We start from the raw sequence: 24088 nt of genomic DNA, 5'->3' as shown, positions 1-24088 counted from the left end.
CACCGGTACCGCGTCCGCTCACCGGTACGGCGGCAGCTCGACGCCGCCCGCCCACGGCCGTCGCTGGCCACCGCACACCCCCCACCCAGGAGGAAGCTGTGAAGGGCAACCGACCGCACCCCCACTCCGCACCGACACCGCCCGCCGAGGCGGCACCGACCGAACGACCCGACGGCCGGATCAGCCGCCGGGCCCTCTCGACGCTCGGCATGGCCGGCGCGGCCCTGGCCGGCGGCGCCCTGCTCACCCCCACGGCGGCCCGCGCCGAGCCGACGGCACCGCGCGGCCGCAGCCCGCAGGCGCTCGGCGGTGCCGCCGACGTGGCCAGCGTCGCCGAGCTGCGGACCACCGCCGGCACCGCCGACGGCCAGCGCATCGAACTCGCCGGCTACCACGCCGACCGGCACGGCCTCGGCGGAGGCGAACTCTTCTGGGACGCCGACAGCACCGACCCCGACAACGGCGGCACCGTCTTCGCCGTCACCGGGACATCCACCGGACGGTGGCGGCGTCCGGTACGCAACCGGCTCGACCTGTCCTGGTTCGGCTGGACCGGCGCGGGCACCTCCGACGACTCCGATCGACTGCAAGCGGCCGTCGACGCCCTGCCGACCGGCGGAATCGTCGAGATCGGACCGGGCAAGGTCCGCATCGAGCAGACCGTCTCGGTGCAGGGCGTACCCGTCATCCTGCAGGGCGCCGGGGTCACCGACACCCTCGACTACGCCACCCAGCTCGTCGTGGCCACCGGCGCCGCCGACGGCATCCGGCTGGTCGGCGTACGCGGCGGCGGCCTGCGCGACCTCCAGGTCCGCGGCGAGGGGCTGACCGGCGGCTACCTGCTCGCCACGCAACGCTCCGGCGCCGAGAGCAGCTTCAGCAACTACATGTTCTCCTTCGCCAACGTGCGGTTCCGCGACGGATACAACGGCCTCGCCCTGCGCGCCTGCAACTCGATCCGCTTCGTCAACTGCGTCTGGAACGGCTTCAACGGGGAACACGTCATCCTGCTCAACGGCGTCGGCGACACCTCACGCGCCGACCCCGTCGAGTTCGTGCAGTGCGGCATCGCCGCCGGCACCGGCAACAACGACACCGACAACCTGGTCATCGACGGCCTCGGCGGGTCGATCAAGTTCATCGCCACCGCCATCCTGTTCGGCCGGCACGGCCTCTGGCTGCGCAACACCACCGGACAGGCCGCCCCGAAGTTCGTCTACTTCGAGGGCGGCGGCTTCGAGAACGGCCACGGCGTCCCGGTGCTGCTGGAGGCCGGCGCGCAGGCGCAGTTCGCCAACACCTACATCTCCGGCGACAACGACGACGACGCGGTACGCATCGGCGCCGGCTTCACCGGCAGCGCCACCTTCTCCAACAGCGTCATCCGCGGCTGCGGCCGGCACGGCATCGACATCGGCTCGACCCGGGTCACCGTCACCGGCTGCCTGATCGGCAACAACGGCCGTACCGCCCACCCGACGTTCGCCCGTACCGTGGCCGGCATCGCCGACAACGGCTCGGGCGGGGTCCGGATCACCACCACCGCGCCACACCGCTGGGACAGCGGCGACCGGATCACCGTCTCCGGGGTCACCGGCAGCACCGAGGCGAACGGCAAGTGGCGGATCACCGTGGTCAGCCCGACCGCCTTCGACCTCGTCGGAGTCAACTTCAGCAACCCCTACGGCGGGGGCGGCAGCGCCCACCGGCACGGCGCCGGCATCAACATCCGGTCCACCGCGTCGCGGGTGGTGATCGTCGGCAACGCCATCGGTGGACTGGCCGACGGCATCAACCGCCAGGACCACGGCATCGTCTGCGACGCCGCGGACGTCCTCGTCGCCGACAACGACCTGGCCGGCAACACGGTCGGGGCATACCAGATCACCGGCAACGAGTCCGCGCAGACCCGGTTCGTCGGCAACAAGGGCGTGCCGCAGTTCGACGGCTGGCTCACCGCCCGGCTGGACGGCACCGTCGGCAACGGCCTGGTCGACTTCGGCAACCACCTCTACCTCGACGGCCAACGCATCCGGGTGGTCAAGGTGACCCGTCGGCTCGCCGCCGGCACCTGCACCGTACGGCTGGACGTCGACGGCACGCCCGCCGGCAGCGCCGGGCTCGCCGCCAACACCACGCTGCAGGCCACCACGCTGGCGTCCCCGTTCGCGGTGGACGGCACGGACACCCCGCGCCGGCTTCGGCTGCGGATCGCCAACGCCACCGCCGCCGAAGGGCTGGAGGTGCAGTTCGCGTACCAACTGGTGAGCTGAACCCGCCGCGCCGTCGGCACCCCACCGGTTGCCGGCGGCGCACCGGGTTACCCGCCGCTGCGTCCCCCGCCGCGCGGCGCACCTGGCCGCGATCTTCGTGATCGCGGCCGCCGCGGTGATGGCCGTGACAACGGCGCCGGTGGGTCTCCGCTCGAAGCGGACTCCAGGTCGCCGACCTGGTGCCCGCCGGGTGGTTGCCGGTCACGGCACACTAGCCGGCCGGTGGCCGCCGTCGTTCCTCGGCTCCGCCCAGCTGGGACTGCAGTCGGTCCAGGCGTTCGAGGACGTCGAACATCATGATCCGCAGCGACGCGGTGTCCGCGTCCCGGTCCGTGGTCAGCCGGCCGAGGGTGGCGCCGTAGTAGAGCGCCGACAGGACCGCGGGGGTGACCACCTCGGTGACGCCCGCGCCGCGCAGGGCGGCGCCGGCCGTCCCGGTGTCCGCGATCAACCCGAGCAGGAGGTGGCTGCCGGTGACGGTGCTGGAGGCATGCTCGGTGGCCTGGGCGGCGGCGACCCTCAGCGTCGTGCGGGCGTCCCCGCCCAACGTGGCGACGGTCTCCCCGGTGGGCTGGCGGGGGATGCCGACGCGCCCCGGTCGACCGCCGAGCGCCGCGTCGATCGAGGACTGGATCGAGGCCGCGGGGAAGCCGAGGAGTTCGAGGCTGTTCAACACCAGACTCTCGCCCTCGTCGAGGAATGCCTGGAGGAGGTCGATCGGCTCGACCAGTCCCGATCCGCGCAGCGTGGCGACCTCGTAGGACTGGCGCAGGATCGCGGCGACATGATGGTTGGGTGGCGGCGTCAGCTCGACCGGTTCGGGTAGGGCGACCTCGGCGACCGCGTCGTGCGCGGCCCGGTCGGCGCCGTCGAGCGCCTGGGTCAGCGCGGACTGGCAGATCCGTGAGATCGGTAGCCGGGCCTGCCGTACCCGCTCGGCGAGGGCGTCCGGGAGATAGACGTTGATCTTCGGCACGCTGGGATCCTGTCACGGCTCGTCGGTGGGGTCGTCGCGGTTGGGGCGCAGGTCACACGAACACCCGTCTTGATCGCCCACAAATCCTAGGGGCATACTAGGGTTATGCCAATGCTGCTGACCGCCCGCCGCGCGGTCGACTACGGCCGCACCGGCAGCGCGCTCTGTCCCGGCCGCTGACCCGGCCACCGGTCGCCGACGCCTGATCGGCGCCGCACCGCCCCACCGGGACCCCATCCACCACGTCGGCCGTCCACCCGCCGACGTCCGGCCCGTTCGGTGCCGCCCGCCCCGCTACCGGCGGTCGGCCGACCACGCGTGCACCGACGAACGCGGAACACCCCGAGCCCCCACCCCCGCTCGATCCGGCATACCACCGACTACGACAAGGCTGCGACGCCATGACCCAGCACGCCCTCACCCCATCCGCGCTGCGCGGCGCGCCCTTCGGCGCCGACGAACTCACCGCCGCGCGCACCGACCTGACCGCCGGTGTCAACCGCATCTTCGCCGCCTCCGCGATGTCCGCCAGCGGGCACGGCAACATCAGCGTCCGACTACCCGGACACGACGACCTGCTGGCCGTCAACGCCGGCGAACTGTTGCGCCCCTGGCCCGCCGACGACCTGCGGATCGGCACGCCCGCCTCGCGCACGGTCAACGACGAGATCGTCGTGGTCGACCTCGACGGCCACGTCCGCTTCGGCACGCCGAGCCCGTCCGTGGCCGCCATCCTGAAGATGCATGTCGGCGTCTACCGGACCCGCCCGGACGTCAACGCCGTCATCCACACCCACTCCCCGTACGCGACCAGCTACGCCCTCGCCTCGGTCAGCCTCCCCGCCCGGTACGAGGCGCTGCTCGTACACGGCCAGGCGGTGGACGTCCCCGTCGCACCCTGGGCACCCCGCGGCACCGCCGAGGCGGTCCGGGCCATCGCCGAGACCTACCAGGCACACCCCGACACGTACGCCGTGCTGCTCGGCAACCACGGGCTCCTCGTCGCCGGAGACGACGCCAGACACGCCGCGAGCCTGGTGGTGGCCATCGAGGAAGCGGCGGTGTCCAGCATCGGCGCGCTCGCCCTCGGCGGCCCGGCGCCGTTCCCCGCCCATGTCAAGGACCACGACCTGCGCCTGCGTTTCTGACCCGGCCATCCAGCGCCGACGACCCCTCCGCAACCCGAGAATCGAGATCGCACATGTTCCGCACGACCCGTCACCCTCGCACCGCCGCCGCGGCCCGCCGCGGCACCGCCGGTCTGCTCGCCGCCACCCTGCTGACCACCGCCCTCGCCGGTTGCAACGACTCCGGCGACTCCGCCGACGCCGCCGGCAGCGACGGCCTGACGAAGATCACCCTGGCCTCGTCCCCACTGGGCCACCTCGCCCCGATCTACCTCGCCCAGGACAACGGCATCTTCGCCAAGCACGGCCTGCAGGTGGAGGTCGACACCGAGACCTCCGACCTGACCTCGGTACCCTCCGTGCTCGCCCGCAAGGTCGACTTCGCCACCGGCGATCTGACCACGCTCATCGTGGCCCGCACGCAGGGCCTGGACGTGAAGGCGGTCGTACCGGCGTCCGCGTCCACCGGCAAGGCCGGCGCCGACTACGGCGCACTGGTGGTGGCTGGCGACTCCGGCATCACCAGCCCGAAACAGCTCGAAGGCAAGACCGTGGCGGTCAACATCCTCACCAACATCGCCGCAGCCGCCGCCCGCGAGGCGGTCCGCGCCGACGGCGGCGACTCGGAGTCGCTGAAGCTCGTCGAGATTCCCTTCCCGCAGGTACCCGCCGCGATCAGTGAGGGCCGGGTGGACGGCGCCTGGGTGGTGGAGCCGTTCCTGTCCGCCGCCAAGGCACAGGGCGCGGTGCCGATCGGCTGGGGCTTCACCGACCTCGCCGAGGATCTCACCGTCTCCGCCTGGTACACCTCCGGCGCACTGGTCGCGCAGAAACCCGAGGTGGTCACCGCGTTCCGCGCCGCGATCCGGGAGGCGTTCGCCTACGCCCGCGACCACGAGGACGAGGTCCGGGCGAAGATCCCCACCTTCACCCAGATCACCCCGGACGTGGCCGGCAAGATCACCATCACCGGTTGGCGGGACGAGGTGAGCCGGCAGGCCGCCGAGAAGCTGGCCGGGTACGCGCAGCGGGACGGCCTGATCAGCACCACTCCCGACCTCGACGAGCTGATCCTGCCGTGACCACGAGCAGCCGCACGCCAGCCCCCACCCGGGGGCTGGCAGGCGGCGGCCCGGCCGGCCGCCGCCTGCTCGGCGCCGTCGGACTGCTGCTCTCCGCGGCCGGATACGAGGCGGTCACCCGAGCGTTCTTCTCCCCGCTGCACGTGCCACCGCTGTCCGCCATCCTGCCGCAAGCCCTCCGGCTGCTCGCCGAACCACGGTTCTGGACCGCGACCGGCCGAACTCTGCTGGTCGCGGCGATCGGCCTGCTGATCGCCGTACTGGCCGGCGTCGTCGTCGGCTTCGCCATCGGCTCGGTGCCGTGGCTGCTGCGCACGGCCTCCTCCACCCTGGACTTCCTGCGCCCGGTGCCGTCGATCGTGCTGATCCCCGTCCTGGTCCTGGTGCTCGACGTCACCCAGATCACCGTCCTGCTGGTCGCCGTCTCCTGCTTCTGGATCGTGCTGTTCCAGGTGCTCTACGGGCTGCGCGACGTCGACCAGGTGGCCGTGGACACCGCCCGCACCATCCGGCTCGGCCGGTGGGGCCGCATCGTCCACGTCACCTGGCCGACCGTGCTGCCGTACCTCGGCACCGCGTTGCGGCTGGTCGTGTCGGTGGCCCTCGCGCTCGCCATCACCGGCGGCCTGGTGATGGGCGCGGCCGGCCTCGGTGAGCTGATCTGGTCCAGCCAGGAGTCCGGCGAGTCCACCGGCATGTACGCGCTGGTGCTGCTGACCGGCGCAGTGGGCATCGCGCTCGACCTGGCCGCCCGCCTGGCCGAGCGACGGCTGCTGCACTGGCACGTGGCGACCCGGCGTGAGTTGGCGACCCCATGAGGGCGACGGTGATCGCCGGGCTCGCCCGGGGCACCCGCGCCGCGGCCCTCGCCCTGGGGCTACCGGTCGTGCTGTTCGTCGCCTGGTGGCTGCTCAGCGCGAACAGCACCAACATCTTCCTGCCGCCGCTGAGCCGCATCGTCGAGGCGTTCGGCCAGGTGTGGCTCTCCGACGTGTTCCTCCGCGACGTGCTGCCCAGCCTCCGGCGGCTCGCCACCGGCTACGCCGCAGCCCTACTGGTCGGTGTCGGCGTCGGCTACCTGGTCGGCCGCTGGGCGGTGGTCCGCGACCTGACCAGCCCGATCCTCGCCTACTTCCGGGTCCTGCCGGCCCCGGTGCTGATCCCGGTGCTGCTCGTCGCCGTCGGCATCGGCGACGCCACCAAGCTCATCGTCATCGCCCTCGGCGCGGTCTGGCCCATCCTGCTCAACACCGCCGACGGAGTACGCGCCGTCGACGACGTCCAACTCGACACCGCCGCCGTCTACCGGCTGCGCCACCGCACCCGGCACGGACTGATCCTGCGTGCCGCCAGCCCGCAGATCTTCGCCGGGGCCCGGCAGGCACTCGGCATCTCGCTCATCGTCATGGTGGTCAGCGAGATGCTGATGAGCACCGACGGCCTGGGCTTCACGGTGATCCGGTTCCAGCGCACCTTCGCGATCCCGCAGATGTGGAGCGGTGTGCTGCTGCTCGGCCTGCTCGGCTTCGGCCTGGCGAAACTCTTCGAACTCATCGAGCGGCGCGTCCTGCGGTGGCACCGCGGCGCCACCGGACGAGAGGAACCACGGTGACCACGGACGAAGCTCTGCTGCGCATCGTCGACCTGGGCAAGTCCTACCGGTCACGGGAACGCACCGTGCAGGCCCTCGCCGGTGTCGACCTGTCGGTCCGTGACGGCGAGTTCGTCACCGTCGTCGGGCCCTCCGGCTGCGGCAAGACCACCCTGCTGAAGATCGTCGCCGGGCTGTTGCCCGCCTCGACCGGGGACGTCGTCCTGGCCGGGCAGCGGGTGACCGAACCCCCGGCCGACCTCGGCGTGGTCTTCCAGGAGTACGGGCGCAGCCTGTTCGCCTGGAAGACCGTCCGGCAGAACGTCGAGCTGCCGCTGCGCAGCCGCGGCGTCGGTCGGACCGTGCGCCGCGAACTGGTCGCCGAGGCGCTCGACGCCGTCGGTCTCGGACCGGCCGCCGACGCCTACCCGTGGCAGCTCTCCGGCGGCATGCAGCAGCGTGTCGCCATCGCCCGGGCCGTCGCGTACCGGCCGCGGCTGCTGTTGATGGACGAGCCGTTCTCCGCCGTCGACGCGCAGACCCGCGGTGACCTGGAGGATCTGCTGGCCGGTCTCTGGCGGCGGTACGCGACGACCGTCCTGTTCGTCACCCACGACATCGACGAGGCGGTCTACCTCGGCCAGCGGGTCGTCGTCCTCGGCGCCTCGCCGGCCGGGGTCGTCGCCCAGTTCCCGATCGACCTGCCGGCGGTACGCGACCAGCTCGACACCCGATCCTCGGCCCGCTTCGGCGAACTGCGCGCCCAGGTCTACGCGCAGGTACGCCGCACACCCCAGCCCACCCGACGAGTTCCCGAGGTGACCCGATGACCAACCCACCTTCCCCCGACACCGCACCCCGCTGGCAGGACACCGGCGGCGGCGACGGCCCGCTCTGGTCCTTCCACGTCGGCGACGTCGAGGTCTTCCCGATCCGCGAGGTCGACTACTTCCCGGTGCCGACGGACTTCTTCCCCCAACTGGAGCGCGAGTCCTGGACCGACGGCGCCTTCTACACGGCCGAGCCGTTCACCCGCGACGGCCGGATCGTGCTCAACCAGGAGGCGCACCTGCTGAAGACCCGTGACCGACTGATCCTGGTCGACGCCGGAGGCGGCAACGGCAAACCCCGCAACGGCGGTGTGTTCGACCACGCCGACCGCCCCTTCCTGGAACAGTTCGCCCGCGCCGGTGTCTCCGTCGACGACATCGACACGGTGGTCTTCACCCACCTGCACGTCGACCACGTCGGCTTCGCCACCACCTCCGACGGCGCCGGTGGCTGGGTGCCGACCTTCCCCAACGCCCGCTACCTGGTCGTTCGGGAGGAGTTCGACTGGTGGACCGGCCCAGACGGCGCGGCGGCCCTGCGCCGCACCGGTGACTACATCGCCGACAGCATCCTGCCGCTGCGCGACGCCGGAGTGCTCGACCTGATCCCGGCCGACCACGTGCTCAGCCCCGAGATCCACCTGGTGCCGGCGTTCGGGCACACCCCCGGAAACGTCTACCTGGTGGTCACCTCAGCCGGTCGGCGGGCGCTGTTCGCCGGCGACATGCTGCACCACGGGGTGCAGCTGGAACGCCCGGAGTGGAGCATCCGCTACTGCGTCGTGCCGGGCGACTCGGCCGACCAGCGGCGTCGACTGCTGGAACGGGTCGCCGACTCCGGCGACCTGCTGGTCCCGGCGCACTTCCCGTTCCCGGCCGCCGGCTATGTGCACCGGGCCGAGCGTGGCTTCACGTACACCTTCATCGACCTCTGATGCCGCCGCTGTACATCGCCGACTTCCACACCCACTACGCCGGTCCGGACTACCCGGCCCTGCCACCCCACAACACCGCAGCAGAGCTGGCGCAGCGGTGGCGTGGGCTGGCCCGTCGGATCGCCGATCTGGACGGGCTGCTGGCCGAGGCCGGCCGGCACGGCGTCGACCTGCGGGTGCTCAGCGCACCACCGGCCCTGGTGACCCCGCACGGTGAACGCACCCGCCCGGACGACCTGCGCCGGCTCAACGACCATCTCGCCGAGGCGGTGGCCACCGCCCCGCAGCGGCTCCGGGGCCTGGCCACCGTCGACGCCTTCGCCGGTGACAGCGCGGCCGAGGAGGCCCTACGTGCCGTCCGCGACCTCGGACTGTCCGGGCTGGTGGTCGACTGCGCCACGGACGGGCAGTTGCTCGGCGCGACGGCCGCCCGACCCACCCTCACCGCGGCGGCCGAACTCGGCGTGCCGGTCTTCGCCCACCCGATCAGCCCGGCCGCCATGACCAGCGCCTTCGCCGGTCTCGGTCGGTTCGGTACCTCGCTGGCCCGGGGCACCGTCAACGCCGCGGCACTGCTGTCGCTGCTGGCCGACGGGGTGCTGGCAGAGCTGCCCGACCTGCACGTGGTCTTCCCGATGCTGGGGGTGGCCGGCCTGTCCCTGGCCGCCGCGACGGACGAGGGGGAGCGCATCACCGTGGCGGCCCCCGCGACCCAGCGGGCCCACGTCTACCTCGACACGATGGGTTTCACCCCGGCCGCGATCAGGTTCGCCGCCGACCTGCTCGGCGCCGACCACGTGCTCGTCGGCGGGGACTGGCCGATCGGCCAGCGGGAGACCAGCCGCGACCGGGTCGAGACGGCCCTGGCGCGAGCCGGGCTCGACGAGGCGGAGCGGCGGCTGGTCGCCGGGGCCAACACCCTGCGGCTGCTGGCCACCCGACCGGGCCGGGACGACTGAGACTGACCCGGGCAGCCGGCTACCGGCGCGGCTGCGGTACATGGCCGGTCGTGGCGCTCGATCGGCCACGGCGGATACCGGCACGCAACTCGTCGTCGGTCGCCGGGTGCCCTAGGGTGCGGGCCCGCAGCGTCGTCGCCGCGGGCCCGCACACGATGCACCGCTCAGGTCACCGCCGGGTCAGCTCACGGCCGCGCGGCCCACAGCAACGCCCGGCCCAGCTGAGGCTGGAGCCCCTTGGGGTGCAACCGGAACGTCGGGTTGGTGCCGAAGAGCACCACCGGGTTGCCGGCCGCGCCCACGCTCCGGACGATGCTGGCCTGGCCCGCCGCGGCGCTCTGCCCGGTCGCCCCCGTGGTGGCCCACCAGCCGGCCAGCAGCGGGTCCGGCCCGTACGACTGCTCCACGCTCACCCCGGCGCCGAGGTTGGTGAACCAGACCGGCTGGCTGATGAAGGCGTACGGGCTGGCGTCGGCGGTGACCGGACCGCCCCGGTTCACCACGTTCGCCACCCCGCTGGCCAGCGACGGCCCGGCGGTGGCGGTGACGCTCAGCAGCGACGTGGCGTTGCCGAAGATCGCCCCGGCGGTGCCGAGGCCGACCACGCCGCCACCACGGGCCAGGAAGGCGTCCAGCGCGGCCCGGTTCGCCGTGGTCAGGTTCGCCACGTTGAGGTTGCCGGCCACCAGCAGCACGTCGACCTCGTCGGTCAGCGTGTCGGCAAGCGTGGCGGCGGTGACCGCCCGGGTCGCGAAGCCGAGGGCGGCCAGGGTGTCCCGTGCCTCGACACCGCCCAGGTAGCCGACCACGATCTCGCCCAGCGGGGTGCCCCGCCAGCGGGCCGGGGCCCGCTCGAAGGTGACGCCGTGGGTGCGGACCGCGTCCTGGAGCAGCTTGCGGCTGCCCGGGCTGGCCTGCACCACCACCGACCCGTCGGCGAGCCGGTGCACCCGCAGGCCCTTGCGGATCAGCGAGTTGACCACCAGCAGGTCGGCGGCGTCCTGGATGTCGAGCCGTACGTCGGTGTTGGCGGGCGGCAGGGTGCCGGTGGCCACCCCGTCGTACACCCGGGTCAGCTGCACCTTCGGCAGCTTCTTGTCCCACAGCGTGTCGACGGTGGCGCCCCAGGTCAGTCCCGGGCTCCAGGCCGCCGGACCGGCGTAGAGGTCGTCCACCCGGTCGGTCAGGTCGATGCCCGGCTCCAGTAGCGAGTTGACCAGGCCCCGCTTGGGCTGGTGCAGGTCGACGACGTAAGAGCCGGCCGGGTAGCTCGTGCCGTCGGCCCGGAAGGCGTGCTTGGCCCGCCACACCCGACCGCCGCTGCCGATGAGCAGGTCGACCAGGCGCGCGGCGGCCGGCTCGGAGCGCTGCGCGGCGCCGGTCGGGATGACGTACGCCCGGGGGAAGACCGTCTGGTAGTTGTCCTCCGGGCCCCAGCCCGGCACGAAGTCGTCGGGGATGTCCCGCAGCGGTTCACCGGCCCAGCCGCGCCGGTACACCTCCGCCTGGTCGAAGATCACCTGACTGCGGTGGTCCTGGATGTAGCGCAGCGAGGACTTGATGGCCACCTCGTGCACGTCGGTGTTGATGCCGGAACGCCGGATCCGCTCCTGTGGCGTCAGGTTGGTTCCACGCGGGTTGAGCGGCGCCTCGATGGTGTACGGGATGCTGCTCTGCAACAGCGCGAACGACGGCACGTAGATCGGCGGGAAGTCGTCCCAGACCCCGGGCGCGTCGTCGCGGAACGGGATCCGCGCCCGCTGCGTCTCGGGGTGACCGAGCGCCCGCAGGTCCTCCTCGATGCCGAGCGCGTTCGGCAACGCGTGCTTGATGAACAGGTCGTACTCGTTGTTGACGTTGTGCGGCGGGGTGCTCGGGTGCAGCAGCGTCGGGCTGACGTAGCCGTGCAGGTCCAGCGTGATGATCGGCTTGGTGTCGATGATCAGCTCGCGGATCAGGTTCGTCTCGGGCTGGGAGACGATGGTGAGATCCCGGTTCAGGTCGTACCCGTTGCCGTTGGCCCGGGTGCCGGCGATCCGGCCGTCCGGGTTGGCGGTCACGTTGAAGATCAGCCGGTTGCGTTCCAGCAGCCGGGCCACCTCGGGATCGCGGCTGGTGGCGAACTCCTGGATGACCCGCAGCGCGGCGTCGGTGCCCTCCCACTCGTTGCCGTGGATGTTGGCGTTGACGAACAGCGGCGTCTTGTATCCGGCCAGCAGCCTGCGGTCGGTGCGCGCCCGCGCCGGCTCCTCCTCGATGAGGCGCTTCCACTGTTCCTGCTGGCGGGCCTGCGCCCGGGACTCCGGCGCGGTGACGACCACCGCGTACAGGTCGTGGCCGCCGCTGGACGTGCCGGCCACCCGGGCGGAGACCCGGTCACTCGCGGCCTGCAACGCGTTCAGCTTCGTGGCGATCTCGTGGTACGGCACGACGCCGATCGGGATGGAAGCGTCGGCCGGGTTCTCCGGCCAGACCGGCAACACGTTCTGCCGGGGGTAACCGGCGATCTGGTCCAGGCCGGGCGAGGACGGTGGGACGGCCGGCAACGCCGAGGCGTTCGCCGGTGCGACCCAGGCCGTCGTGCCGAGCAGGCCGAGGGCGAGCCCGGCGGTGGCCAGGCGTACGGACATTCTTCTGCGCACGATGGACAGCTCTCCTGTCGAGTGGAGCGGGTGCCGTACGCGGACGCGCGCGTAGGGCCGGAGACCTACGGCGGGAAGGACGCCCGCGACGGGCGGAAAGGGGGAGACCCGGCGTCAGCGGCAGGGTCGACAGGCGGCGCTGGCGACGCGCAGGAGGTCGATGTGACCTCGCTCCGTCAGGTGGGCGCTTCGCACGAGACAGATCCTTTATGGCGGCACATCGGAGTGTCAAGGGCCGCCGACCGACGGTTACCTCACCGCCGCCCGGCCGGATGTCGGACCGCGGGGGGTGTACCGGAGGCGGGCGAGGGTACGTCCTTCTCCGGACGCCAGTGGTGGTGCGGTGCCACGGCCGGTCCGGTCGAGTTCCGGCCGACCCGGTCGGTGCGCCGCCCGTGGAGGAGGGAAGACCGATGTCGGTGCGTGGTTGGCGCGGTGGTGCGGCAGTGGTGGCTCTGGCCATCTCGACCGGGGCCTGTGGCGGAACATCTCCCGACGACGTGGCCGCCACGTCCGAGGTCACCAGCACGCCGACCGCCGCCACCCCGACCTCGGCACCGGCCACCCCAACCGGGACCGCGTCGGCCACCCCGACGCCGACGGCCACCTCGCCGGTGCTCTCGGGCACCCGGCAGGCCACCGTCACCCGGGTCGACGGCTTCGAGGCGGGCCTGTCGCTGACCGACGAGGGACGGCTCGCCGAGGTGGACGACGACAGCGGCCGGCAACTGTTCGTACCGGTGCCGCTGGGCGGGCAGGACTTCCTGGTGATGTCGTACCGGGGCCGTGGTGGTGGCTCCGGCCCCGGTGAGCCGGTCTGCTGGCAGGTGCGCAATCCGGGCGACAGCCAGCCGCTGCACGTGCGGGGGGCGGACTGCGACGAGGACGAGGCGCGTCAGCGGTTCACCATCGCGCCCGCCGAGGGCGCCGCGGAGACGTTCCTGATCAGCAACAACTCGGCGTTCCTGCGGCACTCCCGCGACTCCGGGCTGATCCTCGAGGAGTTGGGCGACGCGGCACCGACCGACAGCTTCCGGCTCAACGACAACGGCCCGGCACCCGACCGGGGCTGAGCATCCGGCCCGTTGCTCACCGGCCGTCGCCACACCCGCTGTCGGCGCAGCCGACATCCGCGCAGGTAGCGGCGGGTGTGCCGGCGACCGGTGCGCAGCAGGCCCGGCCCCGCCAGGCATCCCAGCCCTCCTTGCCGGCCACCGTGGCGATGACCAGGGCCGCCACCGGATCCGCCCACCACCAGCCGAACAACGAGTTGACGGCCAGGCCGACGAGCAACACGCCGGACAGGTACGTGCAGAGCAGGGTCTGTTTGGAGTCGGCGACCGCCGACGCCGAGCCGAGTTCCCGCCCGGCCCGGCGCTGCGCGAGGGAGAGCACCGGCATGATCGCCAGCGACAGCGCCGCGAGGATCAGCCCGACCGTCGAGTGTTGCGCGCGGGCGTCGCCGAGCAGCGCGCGGACCGACTCGACCCCCACGTAGGCGGCCAGGGCGAAGAACGAGATCGCGATCACGCGCAGCGCAGCCCGCTCGCGCCGCTGGTGGTCGGTGGCGCTGAACTGCCAGGCGACCGCGGCGGCCGAGGAGACCTCGACGATCGAGTCCAGGCCGAAGCCGACCAGGGCGGTGGACGAGGCCAGGGTGCCCGCGGTGATCGCGACGACCGCCTCGACGACGTTGTACGCGATCGTCGCGCCGACGAACCAGCGGATCCGGCGGGCCAGTACGGCCCTGCGTTCGGCCGACGGTCCGGTGGGGGACCGGGAGACCAGCGGCAGCTCGACGGCCATCAGCAGCAGCCGTCGGTGCCGGCCGTCGGGCAGGCCGCCGGGTCCACGGCCAGGGCGAGGTCGACCAGGTCGCCGAGGGCGTGGGTGAGCCGGGCGTCGGCCAGCTGGTAGCGCGAACGGCGTCCCTCCGGCACGGCCACCACCAGGCCGCAGCCGCGTAGGCAGGCCAGATGGTTGGACAGGTTCTGCCGGCTGGTGCCGAGCAACTCGGCTAGCTCGGCGGGGTAGCCGGGCCCCTCGCGCAGCGCGAGCAGCAGCCGAGCCCGCACCGGATCGGACAGGGCATGCCCGAAACGTGCCAACGAATCCCCGTGCCCCGACATCCTCACCCGACTGACAGTACATCATCGAATGAACTCTCAGTAGGCTCGCCGACGTATCCGATCAACCACCGGGGTGGGAGGGAAGGTCGGATTCCAGCCGGGACCTGAGGTCGGCGAGCTTGTCCACGGCGGCGCGGGCGTACTCGCCGATCCAGCGGTCGTGGATGTGCCTGATCGGTAGCGGGTCGAGGTGGTTCCACCGCTCGCGGCCCTTGCGCTGGGCGATGACCAGCCCGGCGGCCTGCAGTACCCGCAGGTGCTGCATCACCGTGCACCGGTCCAGTTCCGGCAACTGGTCGCACACGTCGCCGGTGGTCCGGGCCTGGTCCTTGAGCAGGTCGAGGATCCGGCGCCGGACCGGTGACGCCAACGCCTTGAACACGCCGTCCAGATCCGTGGCATCGGCGGTTGAGGGGTCCGTGCCGCGCGGTGACATGTTATAAACCTATAACATGTCGACCCCGGGACGAGGAGATCAGTGTGGACCTGCGTTTCAAGATCGCTGGACGGATCGGTCGTCCGGTGCACGAGGTGTTCGAGGCCGTCGTCGACCCTGACCAGCTCTCGCGCTACTTCACCACCGGCGGAGCCAAGGGCCGGCTCGCCACCGGCGCCACCGTGAGCTGGGACTTCGCCGACTTCCCGGGGGCGTTCCCGGTCGAGGTGGTCGAGGTGGAGCAGGATCGGCGGATCGTGCTGCGGTGGGAGGCCGCCGACACCGCACCGCCCGGTGAGGGGGCGGCCGGCGGCGCCTACTCGACGACGGTCACCATGGAGTTCGAACCGCTGGGCGAGGCGCGCACCCTGGTCACCATCGCGGAGGAGGGCTGGCGGCCCACCCCCGAGGGCCAGCAGGCGTCGTACGGCAACTGCGAAGGCTGGACCAGCATGCTCTGCTGCCTGAAGGCATGGCTGGAACACGGCGTCAACCTGCGCGCCGGCTTCTACGCCTGAGCGTCGGGCCGGGCCCTACGCCTGGGTGCGCCGCCACTGCTGGTTCGCGCCGGTGCCGCAGCTCCACTGCACCACGCGGGCACCGTCGGCGGTGCCGGCGTTGAACACGTCGAGACACTTGCCGCTGTGCCGGGCGACCAGCTGCACGTAGCCCGTGCCGAGATCCTGTAGGCGCCACTGCTGGTTGGTGCCGCCGTGGCAGGTCCACTGGGCCACCCGGACCCCGTCGGCGGTCGCGCCGGTGCCGCCGTACACGTCCAGGCACTTGCCGCTGCTGACGCTGACCACCGAGTAGAAGCCGGCCCCGGCATCCTGGAGTCGCCAGCGCTGGTTGTCCTGGCCGTTCGCGGCCCACTGCACGACGTCCGCGCCGTCGATCGTCGCGTTGTCGTAGACGTCGAGCAGTTTGCCGCTGTGCCTCGCGGTGAAGGTGTAGCTGCCCGGCGTGGGCACGGTGGTCTGTGGGGCGAGCCGGTACAGCCCGGAGCCGTGCGCCGGGATCGGCCGGGTGAGCGTGCCGGTCACGGTGCCGAGTGCGGCGCCGGACCACAGGTCGGTCACGGTCGCCGACCCGATCCCGAGGTCGGCCAGGTTGACCGACACGTCGGCAGCGCTGTTCTCGCGGTTGAAGACGGCGACGTACCGGTGGTCGCCGCCGGGTACGTCGGCGGTCCACACCTGCCGGGTGCCGCCGCGGAGTTGGCGGTTGTTCACGCTGTTCTGGTTGACCGCCAGGACCGCGGCGTTGGTCATCAGCGCCAACTCCGTCGCTCGGTTCTCGACCAGGTTCCCGCCCCACATCAGCGGTGCCCGGTTGATGGCCCAGAGCGTCATGAGGGTGCGTTGCTCGTCGGCGGTCAGGCTGGAGTACCGCGGCGAGCCGACCGGACCGTACTTGGACAGCCGCCCGATGGGGATCATGTCCGGGTCGGGCCAGGCGCCGGTGCGGCGGTACGGAGTCCAGTTGCGCAGCTGGTCGAACAGGGCGTCCAGGGCGGGCCAGTTGTCCCACAGGTCGTTGACGATCCGCCACATGTGCGCGTTGGCCTGGACGTGCGCGCCACTGGCCAGCGGTGTCGGGCCGGGTGACAGGCTCAGCACCATCGGGCGGCCGCTGCGCTGGATGGCCAGTCGGTACCCCTCGACCTCCGCCTGCCGGTAGGTGGGTGCCGCGATGTCGTCGACCTTCACGTAGTCCACACCCCAGGAGGCCAGCAGCTGGAAGGTCGAATCCAGGTACGCCTGTGCGCAGGGGTGGGTCATGTCCAGGCCCCACATCAGGTTCAGCCAGGCCGCGGTGGTGGTGTTGTCGACCTGGTTCGCCCGGCAGGCGGTGCCCAGGATCGGTACGTTGTCGGCGACGGCCTGACGGGGTATGCCGCGCATCAGGTGGACCCCGAACTTCAAGCCCTGTGCGTGGACGTAGTCGGCCAGCGGCTTGAACCCGTTGGTTCCGGCGGCGGACGGGAACCGGGTGGTGTCGGGCAACAGTCGGCCGTTGGCGTCCATCCGCAGCCGGGGTTGCAGGTTCGCGTCCTGGTTCGGACTGTTGTTGTGCCGGCCGGGGTAGTACCAGGCCCAGTCGACCACGATGTACTGCCAGCCGTGCTGTCGCAGGTTCGCGGCCATGTAGTCGGCGTTGGCCCGGACGTCCGCCTCGGTGACGCTCCAGTTGAACGCGTCGTAGCTGTTCCACCCCAGCGGTGGCGTGTCGGCTACCCCGTTGTCCCAGGCGTCGGCCCGGTCGGGCCCGACCACGACGGCGCCCACCGTGAGGGCGAGGGCCGTGACCAGCATTGCGGCGGTGCTACGGAACCACGAGGGTGTCGGGACGGACCTCATCGGGGCCTCCAGCGGGAGCACGCATCTATCGCATTGGATCAATGTTAGCGTTAACACATCTGATGTCAAGCGCAACGTTTCGATAACGTCTGCGACACGCGTCCGGCTGGTTGTCCGACCGCTCGGGGGCCCGGCCCGCCGACGCCTCGGCGGCCCCGGGCGCGAGTCCTGCGATGAGGAAGCCGTGCCGTGGGCGCGCCGTCGCGCCGAGATCCCCGGGGGTGGCCCGGTCGATGCGCGATCGTGGCCGTCGGGCCGGGATCGGCCCGTACCGCCGGGCGCTGGCGGGCCGTAGTGTTGACGGTGCCGCCCGGCGGCGAAACAGTCTAGCAACACCAGCGCCATGGATGTTAACGTGCGCAGAGCTTTCTTCCTCGGAAAGTGTCGCGGACGGGTCGCGCCGGTGTGATCGCCAACATTGGCTCGCGCGAGCGCTCGCCGGCCCGGCCCGGCCCGGCCCGGCCCGGCCCGTCGCCGTGACGGGATCGCGGTCGACCGGAGCGCGGGGCGCCGACGGCCGTCGAGGCGACGCCACCGGACGGCGGGCCGCGCCGCCCGGCGAGCGCCTGGCGGCAATCATCCGATGTCTAGGTCGCCCGAGTCTCGGCTCCGAAACCGATTGCTACGCCCGTCCTGGCGATCTCCCGGCATCTGGTCGTTGACGTTACATCCCTGAAACGCTTAACGTCTGATGTCTGAGGCACGTGAGCTCCACACCCCCGCCACCGTGTTCTGGAGGGATCGCCATGTCCCGCACCCCGCTCACTCGCCGCTCCCTGCTGTCCGCGCTCGGCGCGGGCGGCACAGCGGCTGCCCTCGGCGTCGGCGCCGGCGGTGTCTACCGTCCGCTGCCCGTCCACGCCGCCATCCCCGGCCCGTCCAGCTACTCCGAGACCTGGGCCTCGGTGGGCCAGCACCCCGCCGCGGCCGAGTGGTTCCAGGACGCCAAGTTCGGCATCTACTTCCACTGGGGAGCCTTCAGCGTCCCGGCGTACGCCAACGAGTGGTACCCGCGCAACATGTACAACCCCGGCTCGAACGAGAACAACCACCACCGCAACACGTACGGCGACCCGTCGGTGTGGCCGTACCACAACTTCATCAACGGGGCGAACGACCGGTCCGGTCGCTTCGTGCAGTTCGCCCCCCGGCTGCGCTCGGCCGGCGGCAACTTCGACCCCAACGAGTGGGCACAGTTGTTCGTCGACGCCGGCGCCAGGTTCGCCGGGCCGGTGGCCGAGCACCACGACGGCTTCTCCATGTGGAACAGCCAGGTCAACGAGTGGAACTCGGTGGCCCGGGGACCCCGACTGGACCTGCTACGGCTGCACACCGACGCGATCCGCGCCCGCGGCCTCAAGGTGATGGTCGCCATGCACCACGCCTTCAACTTCACCGGCTTCTACCAGTGGGCGCCCCAGCAGTCCGACCCGAGCCTGCGCAAGCTCTACGGGCAGCTGGGCACCGCCGCCGAGGAGCAGCTCTGGTTCGACAAACTCCGCGAGATCATCGACCAGGCCCAGCCGGACATCATCTGGCAGGACTTCGACCTGCACCGGATCAGCGCGGCACAGCGACTGCGCTTCCTGGCGTACTACTACAACCGGGCCGTGGCATGGGACAAGGAGGTCGTCGCGACCTACAAGGACGGCCTGGAGCAGGGCGGCGCGGTCTACGACTACGAACGCGGCGGCCCCGCCGAGCTGCGTGAACCGTACTGGCTCACCGACGACAGCATCAGCAGCTCCAGCTGGAGCTACACCGTCGGGCTCGGCTACTACACGCTCAACCAGATGTTGCACTCGCTGATCGACCGGGTCAGCAAGAACGGCAACATGGTGCTCAACATCGCGCCGATGGCCGACGGCACCATCCCGACCGGGCAGCAGACGTTGCTGCGCAGCATCGGCGACTACCTGCGCCGCTTCGGCGAGTCCATCTACTCCACCCGGGCCTGGACCACCTTCGGGGAAGGCCCGACCCGGATGGGCGGCGGCTACTTCGTCGCACCGGTCGCCGGCAACGCGCAGGACATCCGGTTCACCCGCAGCAAGGACAACCGCGTGCTGTACGCGACGATCCTCGGCTGGCCGGGCAGCACGGTCAACATCACCACGCTCGCGTCGAACCGGATCAACCTCAGCTCGCTGGCCGGCGTGCAGCTGCTCGGCTCCACCGCCGGCAGCTACGTCAACCTGCCGACCCGCACCCAGGACAACACCGGACTGCGGATCACCCTGCCGTCGGCCACCGCGCCGTTCAGCGCGCCCGCGTACGTGGTGAAGCTGACCTTCAACGGGCCGATCCCGACGCTCGGCGGCGGTGCCACCGTCTCGCCCCCGGTCAGCGTCTACCAGCACACCGGCTACGAGGGCGGCGTCAGCCTCTCGGTCGGCAGCTACACCGCGGCCCAGTTGCAGACCGCCGGCATCGGCCTGCGGACCATCTCCTCGGTCCGGGTCACCGCCGGCCACCAGCTCATCGGCTACGCCAACGACAACTTCTCCGGCACCAGCTGGACCTTCAACAGCGACAACGCCGACCTGCGCAACACCGGCAACAACGACGCCATCGCCTCGCTGCGGGTCACCTTCAACCCGACGACGTACCAGCGGATCACCAACGTGACCAACGGCCTCGCCCTGGACAGCGGCGGCAGCGTCGCCTCCGGTTCGCAGCTGAAGCAGTGGAGCTGGGACAGCAGCACCAACCTCCAGTGGCAGCTCGTCGACCTGGGCACCGGCTACTACCGGATCGTCAACCGCACCAACGGGATGGTGGTCGACGGCTTCGGCCTCACCAGCAACGGCGCTGCCGCACAACAGGCGCCGTGGAACGGCAACAACAGCCAACAGTGGCAGATCACCGACCAGGGCAACCGGCGGTACCGGATCGCCAACCGGGCGACCGGGCTGGTGCTCGACGGCGGTGGTCAGGTCGCCTCCGGCTCCCTGGTCAAACAGTGGAGCTGGGACGGCAGCACCAACCTGCTGTGGACCATCACCGCAGTCTGAACCGCGCAACGCTGCTTCGACCTGTGTCGCCGTGACCCCCCGGTTGCGGCGACACAGCTCGGATGACACCAAGATATGGAGGAAAGTCAATGAATCGCAGGGCACTGACGAGCGTGGGCCTGTCCCTGATGCTCGGTGCGGCGGCCACCTTCGCCGCCGGCTGCAACAGAGACTCCGGCGACGGGACGGGCACCGGCTCGAACCAACTGGTCGGCGTGGACTACCCCCGTTCGGACACGGACTTCTGGAACTCGTACATCAAGTACGTGCCGCAGTACGCGCAGGAACTGGGCGTCGAGCTGAAGACCACCAACTCGCAGAACGACATCGCGAACCTCATCTCGAACACCCAGACGTTCATGAGCCAGGGCGTCAAGGGTGTGGTGATGGCCCCGCAGGACACCGCCGCCATCGCGCCGACGCTGTCGCAGCTGGAGAGCCGGGACATCCCGGTGGTCACCATCGACACCCGGCCGGACACCGGCAAGGTGTTCATGGTGGTTCGCGCCGACAACCGCGCCTACGGCACCAAGGCGTGCCAGTTCCTCGGCACCAAGCTCGGCGGCAAGGGCAAGGTCGTGATGCTGCAGGGCGGCCTCGACTCGATCAACGGCCGGGACCGCACCGAGGCGTTCAACGAGTGCATGCAGAAGGAGTTCCCGGAGATCACCGTCTTCGGCGAGGCCACCGACTGGAAGGCGGACGTGGCGGCGTCGAAGCTGCAGACCCGGTTCGCGTCCGACCCGGACATCAAGGGCATCTACATGCAGTCGTCGTTCGCGCTCTCCGGCACCCTGCAGATCCTCAAGCAGCGGGGCCTGCAGGTGCCGCCGACCGACCCGAAGCACGTCTTCGTCGTCTCCAACGACGGCATCCCGGAGGAGCTGAAGCACATCGGCGAGGGCCTGATCGACGCCACCGTCAGCCAGCCGGCCGACCTGTACGCCAAGTACGGCCTGGAGTACGTCAAGGCCGCCATCGAGGGCAAGACGTTCCAGCCCGGCCCGACCGAGCACGGCAGCAACATCATCCAGGTCCGCGACGGCCTGCTGGAGGACCAGCTGCCGGCACCGCTGGTGACCCTCGACGGCGCACCGATCGCCGGTGAGCCCACGGTGAAGTTCGACGACGCGTCCCTCTGGGGCAACAACGCATGAGTGCCACCCCCACGGGCCCGACCGACGGGCCGGTCGTTGACGACCGGCCCGTCGTCGAGGCCACGAACATCACCAAGCGCTTCGGGTCGACACTGGCCCTGTCCGAGGCCGGCATCGTGGTCCGGCGGGGCGAGACCCACGCCCTCGTCGGCCGCAACGGCGCCGGCAAGTCGACCCTGGTCAGCATCCTCACCGGGCTGCAGGCCGCGGACACCGGCACGGTCACGTTCGACGGCGAGCCGGCGCCCCCGCTCGGCGACCGCGACGCGTGGCGGCGTCAGGTCGCCTGCGTCTACCAGAAGTCGACGATCATCCCGACCCTGACCGTGGCGGAGAACCTGTTCCTCAACCGGCACGCCCGCGGACCCGGCCGGCTGATCCGTTGGAACGCCCTGCGTAACGACGCCCGGGAACTGCTCGCCGAGTGGTCGGTCGACGTCGACGTCCGCCAGCCCGCCTCGACGCTCTCGGTCGAACAACGGCAGTTCGTCGAGATCGCCCGGGCACTGTCCTTCGGCGCCCGGTTCATCATCCTCGACGAACCGACCGCGCAGCTCGACGGCGCCGGCATCAACCGGCTGTTCGGCCGCATCCAGGACCTGCGCGCCCAGGGCGTGACGTTCCTGTTCATCAGCCATCACCTGCAGGAGATCTACGAGATCTGCGACCAGGTGACGGTGTTCCGCGACGCCCGACACATCTTGACCGCCCCGGTGGCCGAGCTGAGCCGTCCGGCACTGGTCGCGGCGATGACGGGGGAGGACGTCAGCATGCCCGAGGCGGTGCACCGCCGGCTGTCCGCCGACGTGCCGGTGCTGCTGTCGGTGCAGGATCTCGTCACCGCCTCCGGCGCCGAGCTGTCCCTGGAGGCGAAGGCCGGCGAGGTCGTCGGCATCGCCGGCGGCGGCGGAAGCGGCAAGGTCGAGGTGGCCGAGGCGATCGTCGGCCTGGCCCGACCGGCCAGCGGAACCGTCACCCTCGACGGTCGGGTACTGCGTCCGGGCAGCGTGCCCGACGCCCTCGACGCCGGAGTCGGCCTGGTGCCGCAGGACCGGCACCGGGAGGGGCTGGTACCGCTGCTGTCCATCGCCGAGAACGTCACGATGACGGTGCCGCACCGCATCGGACGACGCGGGCTGATCTCCCCGGCCCGCCGCGACGCCGTGGCCCGGCAGTCGATCGCCGACCTGGCGATCAAGGCGTCCGGCCCACACGTGCCGGTCTCCGACCTGTCCGGAGGCAACCAGCAGAAGGTGGTCATGGGCCGGGCCCTGGCCAGCGACCCCAAGCTGCTGGTCCTCATCACGCCGACCGCCGGTGTCGACGTGCGCTCCAAGCAGACCCTGCTCGGTGTCGTCGACGACGTACGTCGTGACGGCACGGCCGTGCTCGTCGTCTCCGACGAGCTGGACGACCTGCGGATCTGTGACCGCGTGTTGGTGATGTTCCAGGGTCGGGTCGTCCGCGAGATGGCCCACGGCTGGAGCGACAACGATCTGGTAGCCGCCATGGAAGGGGTGGATCTCCACCATGTCTGAGACGCTGTCCACCACCGCGTCGCCGCCCGCGTCCCCGCCGCCGTCACCGGCGCCGCCGCCGCAGCGGACACTGGCCATCGCCCGCCTGCGGGACCTGGCCCTGGTACCGGCGATCATCGCCGTGGCCATCGTCGGCTTCATCGTGAACCCGGTGTTCCTCAGCTCCGACAACATCATCAACGTGCTGCAGAGCATGTCGGAGATCGCCATCGTGGTCCTCGCACAGACCATCGTGCTGATCACCGGGAAGATGGACCTGTCGTTGGAGTCCACCTTCGGGCTCGCGCCCGGCATCGCCGCCTGGTTGATCATCGACCCGGCCCTGACCCGCGGCCTCGGGCTCGACTTCCTGCCGTCGGCCTGGGCGGTGCCGGTGGTCCTCCTCGTGGGTGCCCTGGTCGGTGCCTTCAACGGGCTGCTCATCGTCCGGTTTGGGCTCAACGGGTTCATCGTCACGCTGGGCATGCTCATCGTGCTGCGCGGCCTGCTGACCGGCATCTCCGGAGGCCAGACGTTCTTCGCCCTGCCGGAGTCGATGACCTACCTCGGCTCGACCAGTTGGTTCGGCGTACCCGCGTCGATCTGGTTGTCGCTGTTGCTGTTCGGCGGCGGCATCGTGGTGCTCGGTTTCACCCGGGCCGGTCGGGCGCTCTACGCCATCGGCGGCAACGTCGACGCGGCCCGCGCCGCCGGTATCCGCACCGACCGGGTGCTGTGGATCGCCCTCATCGTCGCCAGCGTGTTGGCGGCGCTGGCCGGGTTGCTGATGAGCGGCCGGCTCGCCGCGGTGCCCGCCGCGCAGGGCAGCGGCGCCATCTTCCAGGTCTTCGCCGCGGCCGTCATCGGCGGCGTCAGCCTCAACGGTGGCAAGGGAACGGTGTTCGGTGCCTTCACCGGCGTCCTTCTGCTCTTCATGATTATCAATGTGCTGACGCTCGCCGGGGTGCCCGCGCAGTGGACCAACTTCCTCAACGGCACGGTCATCCTGGTGGCCCTGGTGGTCTCCCGCATCACCGGGGGCAAGGCGCAGACATGAGGT

At 71.2% G+C, this 24088-nt stretch carries 21 protein-coding genes; 14 read left to right on the top strand and 7 right to left on the bottom strand.

What is annotated here, in order from left to right; all coding sequences use genetic code 11:
• Positions 1 to 98: 98 nt before the first annotated feature.
• Complete coding sequence (locus D2L64_RS09940; RefSeq protein ID WP_119574650.1) at positions 99 to 2273, top strand: right-handed parallel beta-helix repeat-containing protein; 2175 nt, start codon at positions 99 to 101, stop codon at positions 2271 to 2273.
• Between the two features lie 211 nt (positions 2274 to 2484).
• On the opposite strand, the gene D2L64_RS09935 is transcribed toward D2L64_RS09940, so the two are convergent.
• Positions 2485 to 3249, bottom strand: a complete 765-nt coding sequence (locus tag D2L64_RS09935; protein WP_119574648.1) for a Clp protease N-terminal domain-containing protein — start codon at positions 3247 to 3249, stop codon at positions 2485 to 2487.
• 401 nt (positions 3250 to 3650) lie between these two features.
• Here D2L64_RS09935 and D2L64_RS09930 point away from each other — a divergent pair, with 401 nt between their 5' ends.
• The 7 genes from D2L64_RS09930 to D2L64_RS09900 are packed head-to-tail and all read left to right on the top strand — an operon-like array spanning position 3651 to position 9773.
• A complete protein-coding gene (locus D2L64_RS09930; protein ID WP_119574646.1) occupies positions 3651 to 4397 on the top strand; it encodes a class II aldolase/adducin family protein in 747 nt (248 codons plus the stop codon).
• Between the two features lie 53 nt (positions 4398 to 4450).
• On the top strand, positions 4451 to 5458 hold the full coding sequence (locus D2L64_RS09925) for an ABC transporter substrate-binding protein (protein ID WP_119574644.1): 1008 nt from the start codon (positions 4451 to 4453) through the stop codon (positions 5456 to 5458).
• Positions 5455 to 6276, top strand: a complete 822-nt coding sequence (locus D2L64_RS09920; protein WP_158603488.1) for an ABC transporter permease — start codon at positions 5455 to 5457, stop codon at positions 6274 to 6276. Before D2L64_RS09925 ends, D2L64_RS09920 begins: the two co-directional genes overlap by 4 nt.
• Complete coding sequence (locus tag D2L64_RS09915; RefSeq protein ID WP_119574640.1) at positions 6273 to 7070, top strand: ABC transporter permease; 798 nt, start codon at positions 6273 to 6275, stop codon at positions 7068 to 7070. Before D2L64_RS09920 ends, D2L64_RS09915 begins: the two co-directional genes overlap by 4 nt.
• On the top strand, positions 7067 to 7879 hold the full coding sequence (locus D2L64_RS09910; RefSeq protein WP_233558887.1) for an ABC transporter ATP-binding protein: 813 nt from the start codon (positions 7067 to 7069) through the stop codon (positions 7877 to 7879). Before D2L64_RS09915 ends, D2L64_RS09910 begins: the two co-directional genes overlap by 4 nt.
• Positions 7876 to 8814 (top strand): MBL fold metallo-hydrolase, encoded by a 939-nt coding sequence (locus D2L64_RS09905; protein WP_119574638.1) that lies wholly within the window; start codon positions 7876 to 7878, stop codon positions 8812 to 8814. The genes D2L64_RS09910 and D2L64_RS09905 overlap by 4 nt, the downstream gene beginning before the upstream one ends.
• Positions 8814 to 9773, top strand: coding sequence for an amidohydrolase family protein (locus D2L64_RS09900; RefSeq protein WP_119574636.1), 960 nt, complete (start codon positions 8814 to 8816; stop codon positions 9771 to 9773). Before D2L64_RS09905 ends, D2L64_RS09900 begins: the two co-directional genes overlap by 1 nt.
• A gap of 185 nt (positions 9774 to 9958) precedes the next feature.
• Here D2L64_RS09900 and D2L64_RS09895 read toward each other — a convergent pair whose 3' ends face one another.
• Complete coding sequence (locus tag D2L64_RS09895; protein ID WP_233558886.1) at positions 9959 to 12415, bottom strand: M14 family zinc carboxypeptidase; 2457 nt, start codon at positions 12413 to 12415, stop codon at positions 9959 to 9961.
• A 114-nt stretch (positions 12416 to 12529) separates the two neighbouring features.
• Positions 12530 to 12610, bottom strand: a complete 81-nt coding sequence (locus tag D2L64_RS28480) for a putative leader peptide (protein ID WP_407663075.1) — start codon at positions 12608 to 12610, stop codon at positions 12530 to 12532.
• A 218-nt stretch (positions 12611 to 12828) separates the two neighbouring features.
• Here D2L64_RS28480 and D2L64_RS09890 point away from each other — a divergent pair, with 218 nt between their 5' ends.
• A complete protein-coding gene (locus D2L64_RS09890) occupies positions 12829 to 13488 on the top strand; it encodes a hypothetical protein (RefSeq protein ID WP_119574632.1) in 660 nt (219 codons plus the stop codon).
• A 16-nt stretch (positions 13489 to 13504) separates the two neighbouring features.
• Here the strand turns inward: D2L64_RS09890 and D2L64_RS09885 are convergent, their stop codons facing one another.
• The 3 genes from D2L64_RS09885 to D2L64_RS09875 form a co-directional block, all read right to left on the bottom strand.
• Complete coding sequence (locus D2L64_RS09885; RefSeq protein WP_119574630.1) at positions 13505 to 14221, bottom strand: cation diffusion facilitator family transporter; 717 nt, start codon at positions 14219 to 14221, stop codon at positions 13505 to 13507.
• Complete coding sequence (locus tag D2L64_RS09880; RefSeq protein ID WP_119574629.1) at positions 14221 to 14544, bottom strand: ArsR/SmtB family transcription factor; 324 nt, start codon at positions 14542 to 14544, stop codon at positions 14221 to 14223. Before D2L64_RS09880 ends, D2L64_RS09885 begins: the two co-directional genes overlap by 1 nt.
• A 61-nt stretch (positions 14545 to 14605) precedes the next feature.
• Complete coding sequence (locus D2L64_RS09875; RefSeq protein ID WP_119574627.1) at positions 14606 to 14980, bottom strand: ArsR/SmtB family transcription factor; 375 nt, start codon at positions 14978 to 14980, stop codon at positions 14606 to 14608.
• Positions 14981 to 15024: 44 nt separating this feature from the next.
• On the opposite strand from D2L64_RS09875, the gene D2L64_RS09870 reads away from it, so the two are divergent.
• On the top strand, positions 15025 to 15498 hold the full coding sequence (locus D2L64_RS09870) for an SRPBCC family protein (protein ID WP_119574625.1): 474 nt from the start codon (positions 15025 to 15027) through the stop codon (positions 15496 to 15498).
• 15 nt (positions 15499 to 15513) lie between these two features.
• On the opposite strand, the gene D2L64_RS09865 is transcribed toward D2L64_RS09870, so the two are convergent.
• Positions 15514 to 17295: an RICIN domain-containing protein gene (locus D2L64_RS09865; RefSeq protein WP_158603487.1), complete on the bottom strand. Its 1782-nt coding sequence runs from the start codon at positions 17293 to 17295 to the stop codon at positions 15514 to 15516.
• 791 nt (positions 17296 to 18086) lie between these two features.
• Here D2L64_RS09865 and D2L64_RS09860 point away from each other — a divergent pair.
• From D2L64_RS09860 to D2L64_RS09845, 4 genes are all read left to right on the top strand, one after another.
• The gene (locus tag D2L64_RS09860) at positions 18087 to 20354 is read left to right on the top strand and encodes an alpha-L-fucosidase (protein WP_119574621.1); all 2268 of its coding nucleotides are present in this window, start codon (positions 18087 to 18089) and stop codon (positions 20352 to 20354) included.
• 89 nt (positions 20355 to 20443) lie between these two features.
• A complete protein-coding gene (locus D2L64_RS09855; protein WP_119574619.1) occupies positions 20444 to 21511 on the top strand; it encodes a sugar ABC transporter substrate-binding protein in 1068 nt (355 codons plus the stop codon).
• The gene (locus D2L64_RS09850; protein ID WP_119574617.1) at positions 21508 to 23049 is read left to right on the top strand and encodes a sugar ABC transporter ATP-binding protein; all 1542 of its coding nucleotides are present in this window, start codon (positions 21508 to 21510) and stop codon (positions 23047 to 23049) included. The genes D2L64_RS09855 and D2L64_RS09850 overlap by 4 nt, the downstream gene beginning before the upstream one ends.
• Positions 23042 to 24085 carry an ABC transporter permease gene (locus D2L64_RS09845; RefSeq protein ID WP_119574615.1) on the top strand — a complete coding sequence of 348 codons (1044 nt, stop codon included), beginning with the start codon at positions 23042 to 23044 and terminating at the stop codon, positions 24083 to 24085. Before D2L64_RS09850 ends, D2L64_RS09845 begins: the two co-directional genes overlap by 8 nt.
• Positions 24086 to 24088: the final 3 nt, after the last annotated feature.

The organism is Micromonospora radicis, from assembly GCF_003583405.1.
Taxonomy (GTDB): domain Bacteria; phylum Actinomycetota; class Actinomycetes; order Mycobacteriales; family Micromonosporaceae; genus Micromonospora; species Micromonospora radicis.
The sequence above is the reverse complement of the archived record's forward strand: the minus strand, read 5'-3'. Positions and strand labels throughout refer to the sequence as shown.